This window comes from Pelomonas margarita (assembly GCF_043555875.1).
GTDB classification, from domain to species: Bacteria; Pseudomonadota; Gammaproteobacteria; order Burkholderiales; family Burkholderiaceae_C; genus Pelomonas; species Pelomonas margarita.
On the sequence record NZ_JBIGHW010000003.1, the window covers coordinates 188131 to 204993 of the forward strand.

15 protein-coding genes are annotated in these 16863 nt (G+C 69.2%); 3 read left to right on the forward strand and 12 right to left on the reverse strand.

The features are described from left to right. Window positions 1-88 precede the first annotated feature (88 nt). Window positions 89-910: a LytR/AlgR family response regulator transcription factor gene (locus ACG0Z3_RS06790; RefSeq protein ID WP_394396490.1), complete on the reverse strand. Its 822-nt coding sequence runs from the start codon at window positions 908-910 to the stop codon at window positions 89-91. Next, complete coding sequence (locus tag ACG0Z3_RS06795; protein ID WP_394396492.1) at window positions 907-2013, reverse strand: sensor histidine kinase; 1107 nt, start codon at window positions 2011-2013, stop codon at window positions 907-909. Before ACG0Z3_RS06795 ends, ACG0Z3_RS06790 begins: the two co-directional genes overlap by 4 nt. Window positions 2014-2082: 69 nt before the next feature. On the opposite strand from ACG0Z3_RS06795, the gene argH reads away from it, so the two are divergent. Next, the gene (gene argH / locus ACG0Z3_RS06800) at window positions 2083-3480 is read left to right on the forward strand and encodes an argininosuccinate lyase (RefSeq protein WP_394396493.1); all 1398 of its coding nucleotides are present in this window, start codon (window positions 2083-2085) and stop codon (window positions 3478-3480) included. Window positions 3481-3524: 44 nt separating this feature from the next. After that, window positions 3525-4004 carry a hemerythrin domain-containing protein gene (locus ACG0Z3_RS06805; RefSeq protein WP_394396494.1) on the forward strand — a complete coding sequence of 160 codons (480 nt, stop codon included), beginning with the start codon at window positions 3525-3527 and terminating at the stop codon, window positions 4002-4004. Window positions 4005-4049: 45 nt separating this feature from the next. Here ACG0Z3_RS06805 and ACG0Z3_RS06810 read toward each other — a convergent pair whose 3' ends face one another. The 4 genes from ACG0Z3_RS06810 to ACG0Z3_RS06825 all read right to left on the reverse strand — a co-directional run bounded on the left by ACG0Z3_RS06810 (window position 4050) and on the right by ACG0Z3_RS06825 (window position 9410). Beyond that, window positions 4050-6017, reverse strand: a complete 1968-nt coding sequence (locus ACG0Z3_RS06810; RefSeq protein ID WP_394396495.1) for a M3 family metallopeptidase — start codon at window positions 6015-6017, stop codon at window positions 4050-4052. Between the two features lie 57 nt (window positions 6018-6074). Then, window positions 6075-6515 (reverse strand): SgcJ/EcaC family oxidoreductase, encoded by a 441-nt coding sequence (locus ACG0Z3_RS06815; RefSeq protein WP_394396496.1) that lies wholly within the window; start codon window positions 6513-6515, stop codon window positions 6075-6077. 161 nt (window positions 6516-6676) lie between these two features. Next, on the reverse strand, window positions 6677-7477 hold the full coding sequence (locus tag ACG0Z3_RS06820) for an AraC family transcriptional regulator (protein ID WP_394396498.1): 801 nt from the start codon (window positions 7475-7477) through the stop codon (window positions 6677-6679). A gap of 37 nt (window positions 7478-7514) precedes the next feature. Continuing rightward, window positions 7515-9410, reverse strand: coding sequence for a propionate--CoA ligase (locus ACG0Z3_RS06825; RefSeq protein ID WP_394396847.1), 1896 nt, complete (start codon window positions 9408-9410; stop codon window positions 7515-7517). A gap of 224 nt (window positions 9411-9634) precedes the next feature. Here ACG0Z3_RS06825 and ACG0Z3_RS06830 point away from each other — a divergent pair, with 224 nt between their 5' ends. After that, window positions 9635-10360 carry a C40 family peptidase gene (locus tag ACG0Z3_RS06830; protein WP_394396499.1) on the forward strand — a complete coding sequence of 242 codons (726 nt, stop codon included), beginning with the start codon at window positions 9635-9637 and terminating at the stop codon, window positions 10358-10360. A 17-nt stretch (window positions 10361-10377) separates the two neighbouring features. Here ACG0Z3_RS06830 and paaZ read toward each other — a convergent pair whose 3' ends face one another. The 6 genes from paaZ to paaC all read right to left on the reverse strand — a co-directional run bounded on the left by paaZ (window position 10378) and on the right by paaC (window position 16823). Further along, a complete protein-coding gene (paaZ, locus tag ACG0Z3_RS06835) occupies window positions 10378-12435 on the reverse strand; it encodes a phenylacetic acid degradation bifunctional protein PaaZ (protein WP_394396500.1) in 2058 nt (685 codons plus the stop codon). Window positions 12436-12525: 90 nt separating this feature from the next. Continuing rightward, a complete protein-coding gene (locus tag ACG0Z3_RS06840; RefSeq protein ID WP_394396501.1) occupies window positions 12526-13671 on the reverse strand; it encodes an ABC transporter substrate-binding protein in 1146 nt (381 codons plus the stop codon). Window positions 13672-13690: 19 nt separating this feature from the next. After that, entirely contained in the window at window positions 13691-14308 is a 618-nt protein-coding gene (locus ACG0Z3_RS06845) for a TetR/AcrR family transcriptional regulator (RefSeq protein WP_394396502.1), read from the reverse strand. Window positions 14309-14451: 143 nt separating this feature from the next. Beyond that, window positions 14452-15513, reverse strand: a complete 1062-nt coding sequence (gene paaE, locus ACG0Z3_RS06850) for a 1,2-phenylacetyl-CoA epoxidase subunit PaaE (RefSeq protein ID WP_394396503.1) — start codon at window positions 15511-15513, stop codon at window positions 14452-14454. Between the two features lie 63 nt (window positions 15514-15576). Then, the gene (gene paaD / locus ACG0Z3_RS06855; RefSeq protein ID WP_394396504.1) at window positions 15577-16056 is read right to left on the reverse strand and encodes a 1,2-phenylacetyl-CoA epoxidase subunit PaaD; all 480 of its coding nucleotides are present in this window, start codon (window positions 16054-16056) and stop codon (window positions 15577-15579) included. Further along, window positions 16056-16823, reverse strand: a complete 768-nt coding sequence (gene paaC, locus ACG0Z3_RS06860) for a 1,2-phenylacetyl-CoA epoxidase subunit PaaC (protein ID WP_394396506.1) — start codon at window positions 16821-16823, stop codon at window positions 16056-16058. Before paaC ends, paaD begins: the two co-directional genes overlap by 1 nt. Window positions 16824-16863 lie beyond the last annotated feature (40 nt).

Sequence of the window (16863 nt, forward strand, 5' to 3'; positions counted from 1 at the left end):
CAGGCCTAGCCAACGACGGTGGCGCCCCGTCATGCAGCCAGGCGGTCACCAGCAGCGCGCGCCACCGCCGCAAGCCAGGCGCGTTGCATCAGCGCCCCTGCCCCGCCAGCGCCTCCCGCACCGCCGCCACCTGCCGGCGCGACACGGCCAGCCATTCGTCCACATGCACGATGCGCACCGCCCAGCTGTCGGCGCCATCGGCAGCGTCGCCGCCGTCCAGCTCGCCGAAGCTGGTGGGCGCATGCCGCTCCAGCTCGCGCACGGCCCAGCGGGCCACCAACGCATTGCGGTGCACGCGCAGAAAGCGGTCGCCGTGGCGCTGCTCCAGGTCGGACAGCGCGCCGTCCATCACATGGCTCTCGCTGGCGGTGCGCAGCGTCAGGTACTTCAGCTCGGCCTTGAAGTACAGCACCTCCGACAGCGGCACGCGCTTGAGCCGCCCGCGGTCGGTGATGGTGATGAAGTCGGCGTCGGGCGCAGCCGGCGCATCGGCGGGCTGGCGCGCCTGCACGGCAGCCCGTTCGGTCATGCGCTGCCACACGCGGGCCAGCGCCGCCTGCAGGCGTTCGCGGCGCACGGGCTTGGTGAGGTAGTCCACCGCGTCCAGCTCGAAGGCACGCAGCGCGTGCATCGCATGCGCGGTGACGAACACGACCATCGGCACCGGCTGGCCGGCGGCCGCGCGCCCGGCCAGGCTGTCGGCGAACTGCAACCCGTCCGCGCCGGGCATCTGAACGTCCAGCAGCAGCAGATCGCAGCCATGCTCGCGCAGCCAGGCGGTGGCCTGGGACGCGGTGGCGGCCTCGGCCACCACCTCGCAGCGGGGTTCGGTAATGGCCTCCACCAAGCCACGCAGCCGCAGCCGCGCCAGGGGTTCGTCATCGACGATGAGGACTCGCAGGGCGGTCATAACGGCAGAACGATGCGCAAGGAGAAGCGAGTGTCGGTGGATTCCAGGTCGAAGGCGGCCGCCACGTCATGCATCAGCCGCAGCCGCTGGCGCACATTGCGCAATGCCAGGCCGTGGCCAGCGGTGCGGGCCGGCGCGCCGACGCTGTTGACGATGCAGATCTCCACCTCGCCGCCGCGCCGCTGCGTCGTCACCGTCAGCTCGCCGCCCTCGTCGTTGGGCTCCACGCCGTGACGCACCGCGTTCTCCACCAGCGGCTGCAGCAGCAGGGGCGGCAGCCTCGCGCTGCCGGCAGCCGGGTCCAGCTGCCAGGTCACGCGCAGCCGCGATCCGAAGCGGATCTGCTCGATGGCCAGGTAGCGCCGCGCCAGCTCCACCTCCTCGGCCAGCGTGACCGAGGCGCTGGAGTCCGCCAGCGCGACGCGGAACAGCTCGGCCAGGTCTTCCAGCACCCCCTCGGCGCGTGCCGGGTCCACCTGCACCAGCGCGATGGCGCTGTTCAGCGTGTTGAACAGAAAGTGCGGGCGGATGCGCGACTGCAGCTCCACCAGCTGGGCCAGCGCATCGGCCGGGCGCTGGCTGTGCTCACGCAGCTTGAGCCAGGCCAGCAGCACGGCCGCGCCACTGGCGCCCGACGCAGCGATGCTGCCCCAGCGCCAGGCCGACGCCGGCTCCTCGCTGGCCAGGTTGTAGAGCGCAAAACCCATCGCCGCGCCCATGGCGCCCAGCGCCATCAAGGCAAGCCACTGCACCGGCTCGGGCAGGCGCGGCCACAGCCGCCGGGCGGCGCACACGGCCAGCAGCCAGAACAGCACGGCGAACATGGTCACCACCGTGCCGCCCGCCGTCATCGACAGCCACTGGCTGGCGTCACGCGCCACCAGCGCCATGCCCAGCGCCAGCAGCAGCTGCACGCCCAGCACGGCGCGCAGCACCAGGCCCACGTGGCAGACGTCGAAGGCACGCGTCGGGTCCAGCAGCGGCGCACGGGACAGCTGGGGCAGTTCGGTCGCGGCAAAGCCCAGCCACTGGCTGACCTGCAGGGAGTCGTGCCAGACGCTGGCAGGCGGCTCGCGACGACGCTTGAAGAGAGACGAAAGCATGGCGGAGGCGGCGTTCGATAATGCCGGGCTGCGCGCGATTGTGCGCGCAGCCCCAACGCTGTTCGCCCCATGTCTGACAACCAACTCGCCAACAAGTCCCAAGCCTGGTCCGCCCTGTTTTCCGAACCTATGAGCGACCTGGTGAAGCGCTACACGGCCAGCGTGGGCTTCGACAAGCGCCTGTGGCGCGCCGACATCGCCGGCAGCCTGGCGCACGCGGAGATGCTGGCGGCGCAGGGCATCCTGAGCGCCGAGGACCATGCCGCCATCCAGCGCGGCCTGGGCGAGATCGCCGCCGAGATCGAGGCCGGCCAGTTCGACTGGAAGCTGGACCTGGAGGACGTGCACCTCAACATCGAGGCGCGCCTGACGGAGCGCGTGGGCATTGCTGGCAAGCGGCTGCACACCGGCCGCAGCCGCAACGACCAGGTCGCCACCGATGTGCGGCTGTGGCTGCGCGGCGAGATCGACGACATCACCGGCCTGCTGACGCAGCTGCAGCGCGTGCTGGTGGACAAGGCCGAGCAGTACGCCGACACCATCCTGCCCGGCTTCACGCACCTGCAGGTGGCGCAGCCGGTCGCCTTCGGCCACCACCTGCTGGCCTACGTGGAGATGTTCGCCCGCGACGCCGAGCGCATGCTCGACACCCGCCGCCGCGTGAACCGCCTGCCGCTGGGCGCCGCCGCGCTGGCCGGCACCAGCTACCCGCTGGACCGGGAGCGCGTGGCCCGCACGCTGGGCATGGAAGGCGTGTGCCAGAACAGCCTGGATGCGGTCAGCGACCGCGACTTCGCGATCGAGTTCTCGGCCGCCGCGTCACTGGTGATGATCCACATCTCGCGGCTGTCCGAGGAGCTGATCCTGTGGATGAGCCAGAACTTCGGCTTCATCGCGCTGCCCGATGCGTTCTGCACCGGGTCAAGCATCATGCCGCAGAAGAAGAACCCCGACGTGCCCGAGCTGGCGCGCGGCAAGACCGGCCGCGTGGTGGGCCACCTCATCGGCCTGGTCACGCTGATGAAGGGCCAGCCGCTGGCCTACAACAAGGACAACCAGGAAGACAAGGAACCGCTGTTCGACACGGTGGACACCTTGAAGGACACGCTGCGCATCTTTGCCGACATGCTGGCCGGCCTGACCGCCAAGCCCGAGGCGATGCGCGCCGCGGCGCTGAAGGGCCACGCCACGGCCACCGACCTGGCCGACTACCTCGTCAAGAAGGGCGTGGCCTTCCGCGACGCGCACGAAGTCGTCGCCCACGCCGTGAAGACGGCCACCGCCCAGGGCGTGGACCTGGCCGCGCTGTCGCTGGACGCGCTGAAGGCCTTCGACGCCCGCATCGAGGCCGATGTGTTCGATGTGCTGTCGCTGGAAGGCTCGCTGAACGCCCGCAACGTGCTGGGCGGCACGGCACCGGCGCAGGTGCGCGCCCAGGTGGCCCGACATCGCGCACGGCTGGCTTGAGCTGGCTCAACGCCGCCACGACAACGCCTGACTAGCATTCCCGCATGACCACCCTTGCCTGGACCGACAACCTCGTCCTGAACCAGCCCCAGCTGGACACCACCCACCAGGAGTTCATCGAGCTGCTGAACGTCTTCGGCGCCGCGCTGGATGCGGGCGAGGACGCCCTGCCCGCCTACCACGCGCTGCTGGCCCACACCCAGGCCCACTTCGCGATGGAGGAGGACTGGATGGCGCGCTGCGGCTTCGAGCCGCAGAACTGCCACAGCAGCCAGCACGCGATGGTGCTGAACGTGATGCGCGAGGCGCTGCGCTACGCGAACGAGCTGAACGACCGTGAGCCGCTGTCCATCCTGCGCACGGAGCTGGCGGGCTGGTTCCCGCAGCATGCCGAGATGATGGATGCGGCGCTGGTGTTCACGATGGAGCAGCGTGGCTTCGACCCAGCCACGGGCGAGTGCCGTGAGGCGGTCACAGCCGAAGCCGGTGCCTCGGGCTGTGGCAGTAGCAGCTGCGGGCACTGACGCCCCTGCGCGCATGAACAAAGGGCCGCTGACGCGGCCCTTTGTTCATTTCTTCAGGTACTCGAAGAACGCTTGCGAGTTGCTCTCGCGGCTCAGGAAGGCCTTGACCAGCTCGGGCGCTGGCTTCTGCGCGCCCTGCCCCAACACCTCGTCGCGGTAGCGGCGGCCCACGTCGGCGCCGAGCTTGTCGGCAGCAAATGCGGTGCGCAGATCCATCGCCACCACCAAGCTCCACAGGTAGCCGTAATAGCCCGCGCCATAGCCGCCGGCAATGTGGGCGAAGCCGGCTGGGAACTGGGTGCCGGGGACATAGCCAAGCGGCGTCGCGCCTTCCATCTTGGCCCACAGCGACAGCGGCTCGGGCTTGGGCGCTTGGTGCAGCGTCAGGTCGTAGCTGGCGTACAGGTGCTGTCGGCCGAACTGCCCGCCCTTGCCGTGGTGCTTGGAAGCCTGGGCCTGAGCCACCAGCGCATCGGGCACGGGCTTGCAGGTCGGGCAGACGTCCTGCATGAGCTTCAGCACGTCCTTGTCGTAGACCCAGTCTTCCAGCATCTGCGACGGCGCCTCGACGAAGTCGTGCATGACGGCCGTGCCGGCGGTTGCGGCGTAGCGCGTCTTGGACAGGTTCACGTGCACCGCGTGGCCCAGCTCGTGCAGCAGCGTTTCCACCTCGTCCAGCGTCAGGCCCTCGCGGTCGAAATTGACCACCAGAGCCGCCGCCGGCGTGCGGCCGGCGCGCGTGGCGCTGCCGCGCAGCGGCCACACGGCGGCGTGGTTGTACTTGCCCTCGCGCGGGTACAGGTCCACATACATCTGCGCGATGGGCTGGCCCGACACTGCGTCGCTGACGACGTAGGTCTGTGCCTCGTCGTGCCACAGCTTGTTCTCGATGCGCGTGTACTTCACGCCCATCAGCTTCTCGATGATGCGCATCGAGAACGCCAGGCTGGCCTGCGGCGGGAAGTAGGCGCGGAAGGCGTTCTGGTCGACGCTGAACTTCTGCAGCTTTACGCGCTCGCTGTAGAACGTGGCGTCCCAGCGCTCGACCTGCGTCTGCGCCAGCGGCGTACCCAGATGCTGGGCCTTGGCGGCGCGCAACTCCTGCAGCTCGGTCTTCTCGCGCGCGTTGACGGCGCCGGTCACCGAGTCGAGGAACTTCGTGGCCGTCGCGCCGTCCTTGGCCATGCGGCGGCGCAGGTTGAAATCCACGTAGTTGTCGAAGCCGAACAGCTTGGCGTACTCGCCGCGCAGCGTGACGATCTGGGCCAGCAGCGCAAGGTTGGGCTCACCGCCCTCGTTGGTCTTGGCCAGCCACATGCGCTGGCGCGCGTCGCCACTCTCGGCCTGGCGCATGACGGGCACGTAGCTGGGGTAGTCCACGCCCAGCAGGATGCGGCCCTGGTCGTCGCGCTTGGCCTTCTCCCACACGCTGGCGGGCACGCCTTTCAGCTCGGCCTCGGTGAAGGCGACGCGGGTACCTGCATCACGGATGTTTTTGTTGAACTGCTGATCCAGCTCGATCAGCTTGTCCAGGATCTGCTTGGCCCGGGCGCGCTTCGGGCCCGGCAGCGCCACGCCGCTGTCCTCGAATTGGCCCGACGCCAGGCGCACGAACTCTGCGTCGATGCCGTCCTGCTTCGGCGCCTTCTGCAGCGCGCGGTAGAGCTTCTCGTTCTGGCCCAGGCTGGAGCCGAAATCGGCCCAGCGCAGTGAACAGGCCTGGGCCGCGTCGCGAATAGCCTTGTCCGGGTGGACGTTCAGCACGAAGTCGTTGGGGTACTGATGGTCTTCCAGGTAGACAGTCAGGTCGTCCAGCGCGGCCAGCCAGCCGGCGTCCACCTTGCGCCGCTCCAGTGCAGCCACACGTTGCTTCGCGCCCTTCAGGCCCGCATCGCAGCGGGACTTCACGTCGGCGGTCGACGCGAACGTGGGGAAATTCGGGGCGGGCAGCTTGGGTTGCGCCTGCGCAGCAACGCACAGCAGCGCCGCCAGGGTCATCAGCACGGGTTTCATGGCCTCTCCTTGTGGGAAGGCCGCGATTCTGACGCCGTTGCCAGGCCCGGCCGTCGATCACACCGGGTTGTGGCGCGCCGCCTGCGAGCTGACCTCGATGTTGGCCACATGGCTGATCAGCAGCCCCGCCGGGCCGGGCACGGCGAGGATGGACATGCGGTTGTGCGACGTCGGGCGTGGCTCGCCGGAGGGCGTCTTGTACGCCCCCAGCAGCCAGCGCACGACCAGCAGCCGAAGCCCGCCCGGCAGGGGCTTTACATGCTCGACAGCCTCCAGCTTCAACGGCACGCCGCGGAACATGACATCGAAGAAGACCGCATGCGCCTTCTTCACATCGGCATGGCCCTGCCAGTGCATGCCCACAACATTGACCCAGTGGATATCCGGCGTGGCCACGGCGAACATAGCGTCCATGTCGGATGCGTTCCAGGTGTCCTCCATCACGCGCAGCAGCGCGGCGACATCGGGTTCGAGGAAGGGCTGGGCAAGGCTGGGCATGGTCGGGGTTCCGATCAGGGGCAGGGTCGCGACGCTCAACGCCTGTGTCAACCAGCGGCGGCGAGGGGGAGCGGGTGAGTGGGGCAGCGGACGCATGACACCACTCTAGGCGCCTCGCCACAGCCGCGATTGGACGGATCGGACACGGCGCTGCCCAGGCCTCAGCCCCGGCCCAGGTCCGGCCACGCGGCCAGGAAGGCACCGGGCGACTGCCCCGTGAAGGCGCGGCAGTCCCGGATGCAATGAGACTGATCGAAGTAGCCCGCCACCAGCGCCAGCTCGGTCAGCGAGGCCTGCGGCGCCTGCGCATGCGCGTCTATCAGCCCCTGGAAGCGCAGCAGCCGGCCATGGAGCGCGGGCGCAAGGCCCGTGCGCTCGACAAAGCGGCGGTGCAGGTGGCGCTCACTCCAGCCCAGGCGGCGGGCCCATGGCGCGACGGCCGCATCGCCCGCGCGCCACGCGCAGGCAGCCGCGTCCAGCGCGTCGGCGGGCCGGACCGACGGCAGGCGCTCGGCCAGCCAGCGGCAGGCGATGTCCACGCGGGCGTCGAACGTGGGCGCCCGTGCGAGGTCGTCGCGCAGCCGGCGGACCGTCGGGCCGAGCAGGTCCGCGGCAGGCGCGGCCTGATCGGCCAGACCGCGCAGCGGCAGTCCGAACAGCCGGTGCAGGCCGGTGGGTTCGAAATGCACGGTGAAGGTGTCCACGTCGCCGACCATCTGCAACTGTTTGCCGGGCCGCGTATGCGGTGCAACCAGCGCGATGTCGGGCGCGGCGCGCAGCTCACCGCCGCCCTCGCCGACATGCACGGGCTCGCCGAGATAGAACTCGATGAAACGGTCGATGCGTGCCGGCAGCCCGAAGACCGGCACATGCCGGTGCGCGTCGGCACAGCGGCGCTGCGAGAAGCGTGCGACCACGCCAGCCAGCACGGGCGGCGGCGCGGCCTGGCAGTAGCTCAGCATCGCGGGCAGCCCGGGTCGGCCGGCATCGCGCGCCGCGTCAGCGGCCCAACAGCTCCCTGACCTGCGCCAGCGCGCCGGGGTCGTCCAGCGTCGTCAGGTCGCCCGGATCACGCCCCTCGGCCACGGCCTGCAGCGCGCGGCGCAGCAGCTTGCCAGAGCGCGTCTTGGGCAGCACGCTCACGAAGTGCACCCGCGCCGGCCGCGCCACGGCACCCAACTGGCAGTCCACATGCTTGAGCACCTCGGCCTCCAGCGCCGGGCTCGACTGGGCCGGGTCCCGCAGCACGACGAAGGCCAGCGCCACCTGGCCCTTGAGCTGGTCGGCCACGCCCACCACCGCCACCTCGGCGATGGCGCCATGGCTGGAGATGCACTCCTCGATCTCGCGCGTGCCCAGGCGGTGGCCGGCCACGTTGATGACGTCGTCGGTGCGGCCCAGGATGAAGGTGTAGCCGTCCTCGTCGCGCAGGCCCCAGTCGAAGGTGGAGTACACCTGTTTGCCAGGCACGCTGCTCCAGTAGGTGCGCACGAAACGCTCGTCGTCGCCCCACACGGTCTGCAGGCAACCCGGCGGCAACGGGTGCGCGATGGTCAGCACGCCCTTCTGGTTCGCCTCGGTCAGCGGCTCGCCGGTCTGCTCGTCCAGCAACTGCACGTCGTAGCCATACATGGGCACGCCGGGCGAGCCGAAGCGCGTAGGCACTGGCGCCACGCCCGGGATGTGGTGGGCCACGGTCAGCAGCGGCCAGCCGGTCTCGGTCTGCCAGTAGTTGTCGATGATGGGCACGCTTAAGCCCTCGGCGATCCAGCGGCCTGTCGGCTCGTCCAGCGGCTCGCCGGCCAGGAACAGCGCGCGCAAGGACGACAGGTCATGGCGCTTGAGCAGCGCCGGGTCGTGCTTCTTGAGCACGCGCACGGCCGTCGGCGCGCTGAACATGACCGTGACCTTGTACTTCTCGACCAGGCTCCACCAGATCGCAGCGTCCGGGTTGATGGGCAGGCCTTCGTACATCAGCGTGGCCATGCCGGCGATCAGCGGGCCGTAGACGATGTAGCTGTGCCCCACCACCCAGCCGATGTCGCTGGTAGAGAAGTAGGTCTCGCCGGCCTTGCCGCCGAAGATGTAGTCCATGCTTGTGGCCAGCGCCACGGCGTAGCCACCGACGTCGCGTTGCACGCCCTTGGGTTTGCCGGTCGTACCGCTGGTGTAGAGCGTATAGCTGATGCGGTTGGACTCCAGCCAGACCACCGGCACCTGGGCACCGGCATGCTGGGCGCGCAGCGCGGCGTAGTCCAGGTCGCGGCCCGCGACGGGCGTGAACGCGGCCAGGCCGCGGTCCACCATCAACACGCGCTCGGGCTTGTGCGCGGCCAGCGTGATGGCCTCGTCCAGCAAGGGCTTGTAGGGCACGACCTTGCCGCCACGACTGCCGGCGTCCGCACTGACGATGAGCTTCGGTGCGGCGTCGTCGATGCGGCTGGCCAGGCTGACCGATGCGAAACCGCCGAACACGACCGAGTGAATGGCGCCGATGCGCGCACAGGCCAGCATCGCGAACGCGGCCTCGGGGATCATGGGCATGTAGATCAGCACGCGGTCACCCTCGCCCACGCCCTGCGCTTGCAGCATGGCGGCCATGGTCTGCACCTCGTCGTGCAGTTGCGCAAAGCTGTAGACGATCTCCCGGCCCACCTCGGTGGACACCCAGATCAGCGCCGCATCATCCGGCCTGGCCGCCGCATGACGGTCCACCGCGTTGTGGCAGAGGTTGGTGGTGCCGCCGACGAACCAGCGCGCAAACGGCGGCCGGCTGGTGTCGCAGACCTGCTGCGGCGGGGTCTGCCAGTCGATGCGCTTGGCCTGCTCGGCCCAGAAAGCATCGCGGTCGTCCAGGGAGTGGCGGTGGAAGTCGGCGTAGGTCTTCATGCCGATCAGTGTGGGCTTGCACCACTGACGTCAGTCTGACCCCGTGGCGCCCGTGACAAAATCCAGGGTTTCCACCGACGTCGCCGCTGGCGAAGCCGGGGTTTGCCCTGAAAATCCGACGCTTTACGTCCGCGTCGGTTGACGCTGGCAGCCGCCCCGGCCTACCCTGCGCGCCGCCTTCACACTACTGCTACCCGGCCCTCGCGGCCCGTCCCGTTCTCCCGTCCTGCATGCGTCTGGCTCCCCTCGCCCTGATGAACCGTGTTGCTGCCGCTGGCCTGCTGGCCTGGGGCTGCGCCGCGCATGCGCAAGGCGTGGCCCAGGCCTCGGCCCTGCCGCCGGCACCGCCCCCGGGCACGATGACCGGCGCCTACGGACAGAGCCTGCAGCAGCAGGCCGCAGTGGACAAGGCCGCCGCGACAAAGCCTGCCCCCGCGGCCACGCCGGGTGACGCCGTCAGCCGCTTCCTCAGCGAGCGCGGCCTGCTGAGCACACCGACCGGCGAGCCCAATGCACCGGCCCGGCTGCTGGAAAGCGTGCGCGACACGGCCTCGGACCTGGTGCTGTCGGCCATGAACTTCCTGGGCGTGCGTTACACGCGCGGCGGGAACTCGGTGGAAAACGGCTTCGACTGCAGCGGTTTCACACGCCATATCTTCGAGATGAGCGTGGGCCTGGTGCTACCGCGCCGCGCCGACGAGCAGGCCAAGATGGGCAGCCTCTCCCCCATCCGCAAGGACGAACTGAAGCCGGGCGATCTGGTGTTCTTCAACACCATGCGCGCCACCTTCAGCCACGTGGGCATCTATGTCGGCGAAGGCAAGTTCATCCACGCCCCGCGCACCGGCAGCGCCGTGCGCGTGGAGGACATGCGCGACTCCTACTGGGCCAAGCGCTTCACCGGCGCACGCCGCGCCGACCTGAAGGCGGCGGCCGAAGGTCCGGCCGCGCGCTGACGCCCGCCGCGCAGGTCTCAGCCTGCGTGCCGCTTGGCCACCAGCGTCAGGATTTCGTAGCTCGCGCACAGCTCGCCACGCTGATTGGTCACGGCCACGTCCCAGCCGATCACGCCCTGTGGAACGTAACCGGGCTGGTCCTCACGCGGCGGGCGGTCGACCTTGCGCTTAGCGGTGAGCCGGGCCTGGATGGTGTCGCCGATCGCCACCGGCGTGACAAAGCGCAGGTTCTCCAGCCCGTAGTTGGCCAGCACCGGGCCCGGGGCCGGGCTCACGAACAGACCTGCAGCGGCCGACAGCACGAAGTAGCCGTGCGCGATGCGCTGGCCGAAAGGCGAAGCCTTGGCCGCGACCTCATCGAAGTGCATATAGAAGTAGTCGCCCGACAGCCCCCCGAAAGCCACGATGTCAGCCTCACCGACCGTGCGGCGGTGCGTCACCAGGCTCATGCCGACCTCGACGTCCTCGAAGTAGCGCCGGAACGGGTGCACCTCGCCCTCGGTGACGGCGCCGCCCCGCTGGTACTCGCCGGTCATCGCCGAGATCATCGTTGGGGAGCCCTGCACGGCGCAGCGCTGCAGATAGTGCTTCACAGCGCGCAGGCCGCCCAGTTCTTCGCCGCCGCCCGCACGCCCCGGTCCGCCGTGCTTGAGCTTGGGCAGCGGCGAGCCGTGGCCGGTGCTTTCCAGCGCGGCCTCGCGGTCCAGCACCAGCATGCGGCCATGCCAGGCGGCAAAGGTCGGCACCGCCTGCGCGGCCAGCGCGGGCGTCTTGGTGCAGACGGTACCCACCAGGCTGCCGCGCCCCAGCGTTGCCAGGTGCAGCGCCTCCTCGAAATCGCCATAGGGCAGCAGCGTCGTCACCGGGCCGAAGGCTTCGAGATGATGGGCGTCGCTGGCGACCGAATCGCGGGCCAGCAGCAGCGTGGGCGCGAAGAACGCGCCGTCACCCACGCCCTCGCCCTTGGGCGCAAAGCCGTCACGCGCGCTCAGCAGCAGCTCGCAGTTCTGCGCCAGCTGCGCCACGCGCTCGGCCACGTCGGCTTGCTGGGCCTTGCTGGCCAGTGCGCCCATGCGCACGCCGTCCACGGCCGGGTCGCCGACGACCGTCTTGGCCAGCCGCGCCTTCAGCGCCGTGGCCACCGCATCCACCAGCGGGCGCGGCACCAACGTGCGGCGGATGGCCGTGCACTTCTGGCCGGCCTTGGCCGTCATCTCGCGGGCCACCTCCTTGATGAAGAGGTCGAACTCGGGGTCGTCCGGCGTCACGTCAGGCGCGAGGATGGCGCAGTTCAGGCTGTCGGCCTCGGCATTGAACGGGATGCTCTTCTTCAGCAGGTTGGGGTGCGCCTTCAGCATCAGCGCCGTATCGGCGCTGCCGGTGAAGGTCACAACGTCGGCCTCGTCCAGCCGTTCAAACAGGTCGCCCGTGCCGCCGATGACGAGCTGCAGTGCGCCGGCGGGCACCAGGCCCGACTCGACGATGAGCCGCACGCAGGCCTCGGCCACATAACTCGTCGCCGTGGCGGGCTTAACCAGGCAGGGCATGCCCGCTAGGAAGCTGGGCGCGAACTTTTCCAACATGCCCCACATGGGGAAATTGAAGGCGTTGATGTGCAGCGCCACGCCGCGCTTTGGCACCAGCACATGGCTGCCGATGAAGTGGTTGTTTGCGCCCAGCCGCATGGCAGGCCCCTCGTGCAGCACGTTGCTGCTGGGCAGGTCCTTGCCGCCGATGGAGGCGTAGGCGAACAAGGTGCCGATGCCGCCCTCTATGTCGATCCACGAGTCGCTGCGCGTGGCGCCCGTGTGGGCACTGATCGCGTAGAGGACTTCCTTGCGCTCCAGCAGGTAAGCCGCCAGCGCCTTCAGCACGCGGGCACGATCCTGGAAATGCGCGCGCAGCAAGACGGGCAAGGCGGTGCCACGCGCGAAGGACATCGCCTCGGCGAAGTCCAGCCTTTCCTCGTGGGTGTGGGCGACGACGCGACCGTTGATCGCGCTGGTGAGCGCCTTGGCCGCACGCTCGCCAACCCAACGGCCGGCGATGTAACTCTGGAGGGTGGGAACTGCCATCTCTTGGTCCTCAAGGCCGCATGGGTCGGCGGCCTGGTCGAAAAAAGACGGCCCCGCAAGGCCGTCCTCCGCATGCGCCGCGGTCGCGGCTTACTTGATGAGCTTCCAGGTGCCCTTGTCGATCTGCACCATCACGCGGGCGCGCTGGTCCAGGCCGAGGTGGTCGGACGGCGACATGTTGAACACGCCATGCGCGCCGGCCACGTTCTTGACGTTCTCCAGCGCATCGCGCAGTGCCGCACGGAAGGCGGGCGTGCCGGGCTGGGCCTTCTTAAGCGCCTCGGGCGCAGCGGCCGCCAGCAGCAGGCCGGCGTCCCAGGCGTGGCCGCCAAAGGTGGACACGCTGCCCTTGCCGTGGGCCGCCTCGTACTTGGCGATGTAGGCCTCGGCGCTCTTCTTCACCGGGTGATCGGCCGGCAGCTGCGACGCGACCAGCACCGGACCGGCCGGCAGCAGTGTGCCTTCCACGTCCTTGCCGCCCACGCGCAGGAAGTCGTTGTTGGCGACGCCGTGAGTCTGGTAGATCTTGCCGGCATAGCCGCGCTCCTTGAGCGCCTTCTGCGGAAGCGCGGCAGGCGTGCCGGAGCCGGCGATCAGGATGGCCTCGGGCCGGGCGGCCACCAGCTTGAGCACTTGGCCGGTGACGGAGGTGTCGGTGCGGTTGTAGCGCTCGCTCGCGACGATGTTGAGTTTCTTGGCGGCGGCGATCTTGTTGAACTCGCCCCACCAGCCTTCACCGTAGGCGTCGGCAAAGCCGATGAAGCCGGCCGTCTTGACGCCGTTGTCCACCATGTGGGTCACGATGGCCAGCGCCATCATGATGTCGTTCTGCGGCGTCTTGAACACCCAGCGCTTCTTGGCGTCGATGGGCTCCACGATGCGGGCCGAGGCGGCCATGGAGATCATGGGCGTGCCGCTCTCGGCCACCGCATCGATCATGGCCAGCGAGTTGGGCGTGACCGTGGAGCCGATGATGAGGTCCACCTTGTTGTCGGTGATGAACTTGCGCGTGTTGGCCACGGCAGTGGTCGTGTCGGACGCGTCGTCCAGCACGATGTAGTTCACCTTCTGGCCGCCCAGCGTCGTCGGCATCAGCGCGATGGTGTTCTTCTCCGGGATGCCCAGCGACGCGGCCGGGCCGGTGGCCGACACCGTCACGCCGATGTTGATGTCCGCGTGGGCGGCCAGGCTGAGCGTTGCGGCCAAGGCCAGGGCAAGTTGCTTGAAGCGCTTCATGGGTCTCGTCTCCTCGGGGTTATGGGGTCAAGGCGGACTGGCGCAGCTGCACCGCGCCCAGCCCGCCAAAGAACAGGTCACCAACCAACGCTGCCAGCGCCTCGTGCGACAAGTCGCCGTCGGGCCGAAGCCAGGTGAAGGTCCAGTTGATCATGCCAAACAGCAGCATGGTCAGGGGCTTGTCCAGCCGAGCGCCGCGCAGCTCGGGGCGCACCTGGCACAGCGCCGCCGCAAATTCGGCGACGACGCGGCGCTCCACGTCGAGCAGGCGCTCGCGCTCGGCCTCGGCCAGGAAGCGGATCTCGCTGGTCAGCACACGGTGCTGGGCCTGTGCGCCGGCATACACGCGCGTAAAGCGCTCGATCATCAGACGCAGCTGCTCGGCCGGCGACAGCTGCTGCGCCTTGACCTCCTGCACCAGGGCCAGCAGCAGGTGCACATGGCTGTCGCAGATCTGCGCCAGCAGCGCCTGCTTGTCCTGGAAGTAGTGATACAGCGTCGGCTTGGCCACGCCGCAGGCTTCTGCGACCTGGTTCATGGACGTGGCGCTGAAGCCCTGCTCGGCAAACAGCCGGGCAGCGGCGGCGAGGATGTCGTCGCGCTGAGCTTCGAAAGTGGGGGCTCTTTTTCTCGGCATGTCAGTGGTTCATTGCGGGCCAAGCGCCGGGCCGCTCCCAAGCCGGACCGCGCCGGCGATGTGCTTGCGACTCAAGACCGCAAGCATCGCCGTCCCCTCGGGGGACCGGCCAAGGGAATCCTGGGACAAGGGGCTTCATTCTTTCAGCGCTCGTCGAACGAAATCACCACCTGCTCGGTGAGGGGGTGGGCCTGGCAGCTGAGGATGAACCCCGCTGCCACCTCATCCTTGTCCAGCGCGAAGTTGCGGTCCATGCGCACCTGGCCCTGCATCAGCTTGCAGCGGCAGGTGGAGCACACGCCGCTCTTGCACGAGAACGGCACGTCCATGCCTTCGCGGGCCGCGGCATCCAGCAGACTCGGGTCACCCGCCCGGAAGGCGATCTCGCGGGCGATGCCGTCACGGATGACGGTCACCCGGGCCTCGGCAGCGTCGCCGGGCCGCGTCTCGTGCGGCGCGGGCTGGCCACTGACCGACTGCGGCGTGCCGAAGCGCTCGACATGGATGCGCTCGGCCGGCACGCCGTGGCCCCGCAGGGCCGCCTCGGCCTGCTCGTTCATCTCGAAAGGTCCGCAGACGAAAACCGCGTCCACGCTGGCCGCTGGCACCGGGCCGGCCAGGAAGGCGCTGAGCTTGCCGGCGTCCAGCCGGCCGGCATACAGAGGCGCGTCCACCGACTCGCGGCTGAACACCAGGTGCAGCGACAGCCGCGTCAGGTAGCGGTTCTTCAGGTCTTCAAGCTCTTCCTTGAACATCGTCGACGCGGTGCGCCGGTTGGCGTAGATCAGCGTCGCACGCGATGCCGGCTCGCGCGCCAGCATCGCACTGATCAGGCCCAGCATGGGCGTGATGCCGGAGCCGCCCGCGATGAAGAGCACATGACGCCCGGCGCCCGGCGCAGGCGGCAGCACGAAGCGCCCCTGCGGCGGATAGGACTCGATGACGTCGCCCACCCGAAGCTGCTCGTGCACCCAGGTGGAGAAGACGCCGCCGTCCACGCGCCGGATGCCGACCTTCAGCGCGCGGTCAGAGCAGATGGAGTAGCTGCGGCGCAACTCCTGGCCGCCCAGGGTGGCGCGCAGCGTCAGGTACTGGCCCGGCTCGAAGCCGAAGCCCTCGGCCGGCGTGTCGAAGCCGACGACGACCGCATCGTCGGTGTCTCGCTCGACTGAGGTCACGCGCAGGGGATGAAAGTGGAGTGCCATGGGTCTCGATCAGTTGGGGACAGGGCGACTCGCTTCGCTCGATCGGCCTGCCCCGCAAGGTCATCAGATGGGCTTGAAGTATTCGAAGGGCTCACCGCATTCAATGCAGCGCCAGGTGGACTTACATGGCGTGGAACCGAAGCGCGACAGCTGCTCGGTCGCCGCACCGCTGCAGCGTGGGCAGCGCAGGCGCGGCAGCATCAGGATGGCCTGCTCGCTGCCATCTCCAACGTGGCACTGCGGCGGCACGATGCCGTACTGCTGCAGCTTCTCGCGCCCCTCGGGCGTGATCCAGTCGGTCGTCCATACCGGCACGCGCTGCAGCGTGACGGTCACCGGGCCGAACTCGGCCAGCGCGGCGCGCACATCGTCGGCAATCAGCTCGGTGGCCGGGCAGCCGCTGTAGGTGGGCGTGAGCACCACCTCCAGACCGGCGTCGGTGGCATGCAGGCCGCGCACGATGCCCAGCTCCACCAGGCTCACCGCCGGGATCTCCGGGTCGGGCACGGCGGCAAGCTTGGCGCGCACGCGGTCCAGGTTCATCACCAGACGCCGCCAGGGTAGGTGCGCTGCAGGTGTTGCATCGTCGCCAGCAGATGACCCATGTGCTCGCTATGCACGCCGCAGTGGCCCTGAGGCTGCAGCGCACTGTCACGCGGCAGCCTCAGCGTGGCCTCGGCCATCAGCGTGGCCCAGCGAGCGCGCCATTCGCCCTCGACCTCACGCCATGCGGGGGCCACGCCCTCCACACCTTCGGCGGAGAACAGCTCGTTGAAGTACGGCGTCAGCACCGCCAGCGCCGCCTTCATGCGGCCCTGCGACTCGGCCGTGCCGTCGCCCAGGCGCACGACCCAGTCGCTGCTGTGCTGGCGGTGGTAGCGCACTTCCTTCAGCGACTTGGCGGCGATGCCGGCTAGCTCCGCATCGGCGCTGGTCTGCAGGCGCTCGTACAGCAACTCCAGCCAGATCGACACGGCAGCGTTGCGCAAAGTGGTGAGCGCGAAGTCACGCCCGCCGCTGCCATCGCTGGGGCTGGCCACCGCGTTGGGCAGCTCCACCAGCACGAGGTTGCGGTAGTCACGCTCCTCGCGCAGGAAGGCCAGTTGGTCTTCATCACGGCCGGCGCCTTCGAGCTGGCCGGCATAGGTCAGCAGCCCACGCGCCTGACCGAGCAGGTCCAGGGCCATGTTGGACAGGGCCAGGTCTTCCTCCAGCACCGGGGCGTGGCCGCACCACTCGCCCAGGCGCTGGGCGTGGATGAGGCAGGTGTCCGCCAGTTGCAGGACGTAGACAAATCGGGGATCAGACATCACGGTTTTCGTAGTTCGATTCGCAGCAAGTGGGTTCAAC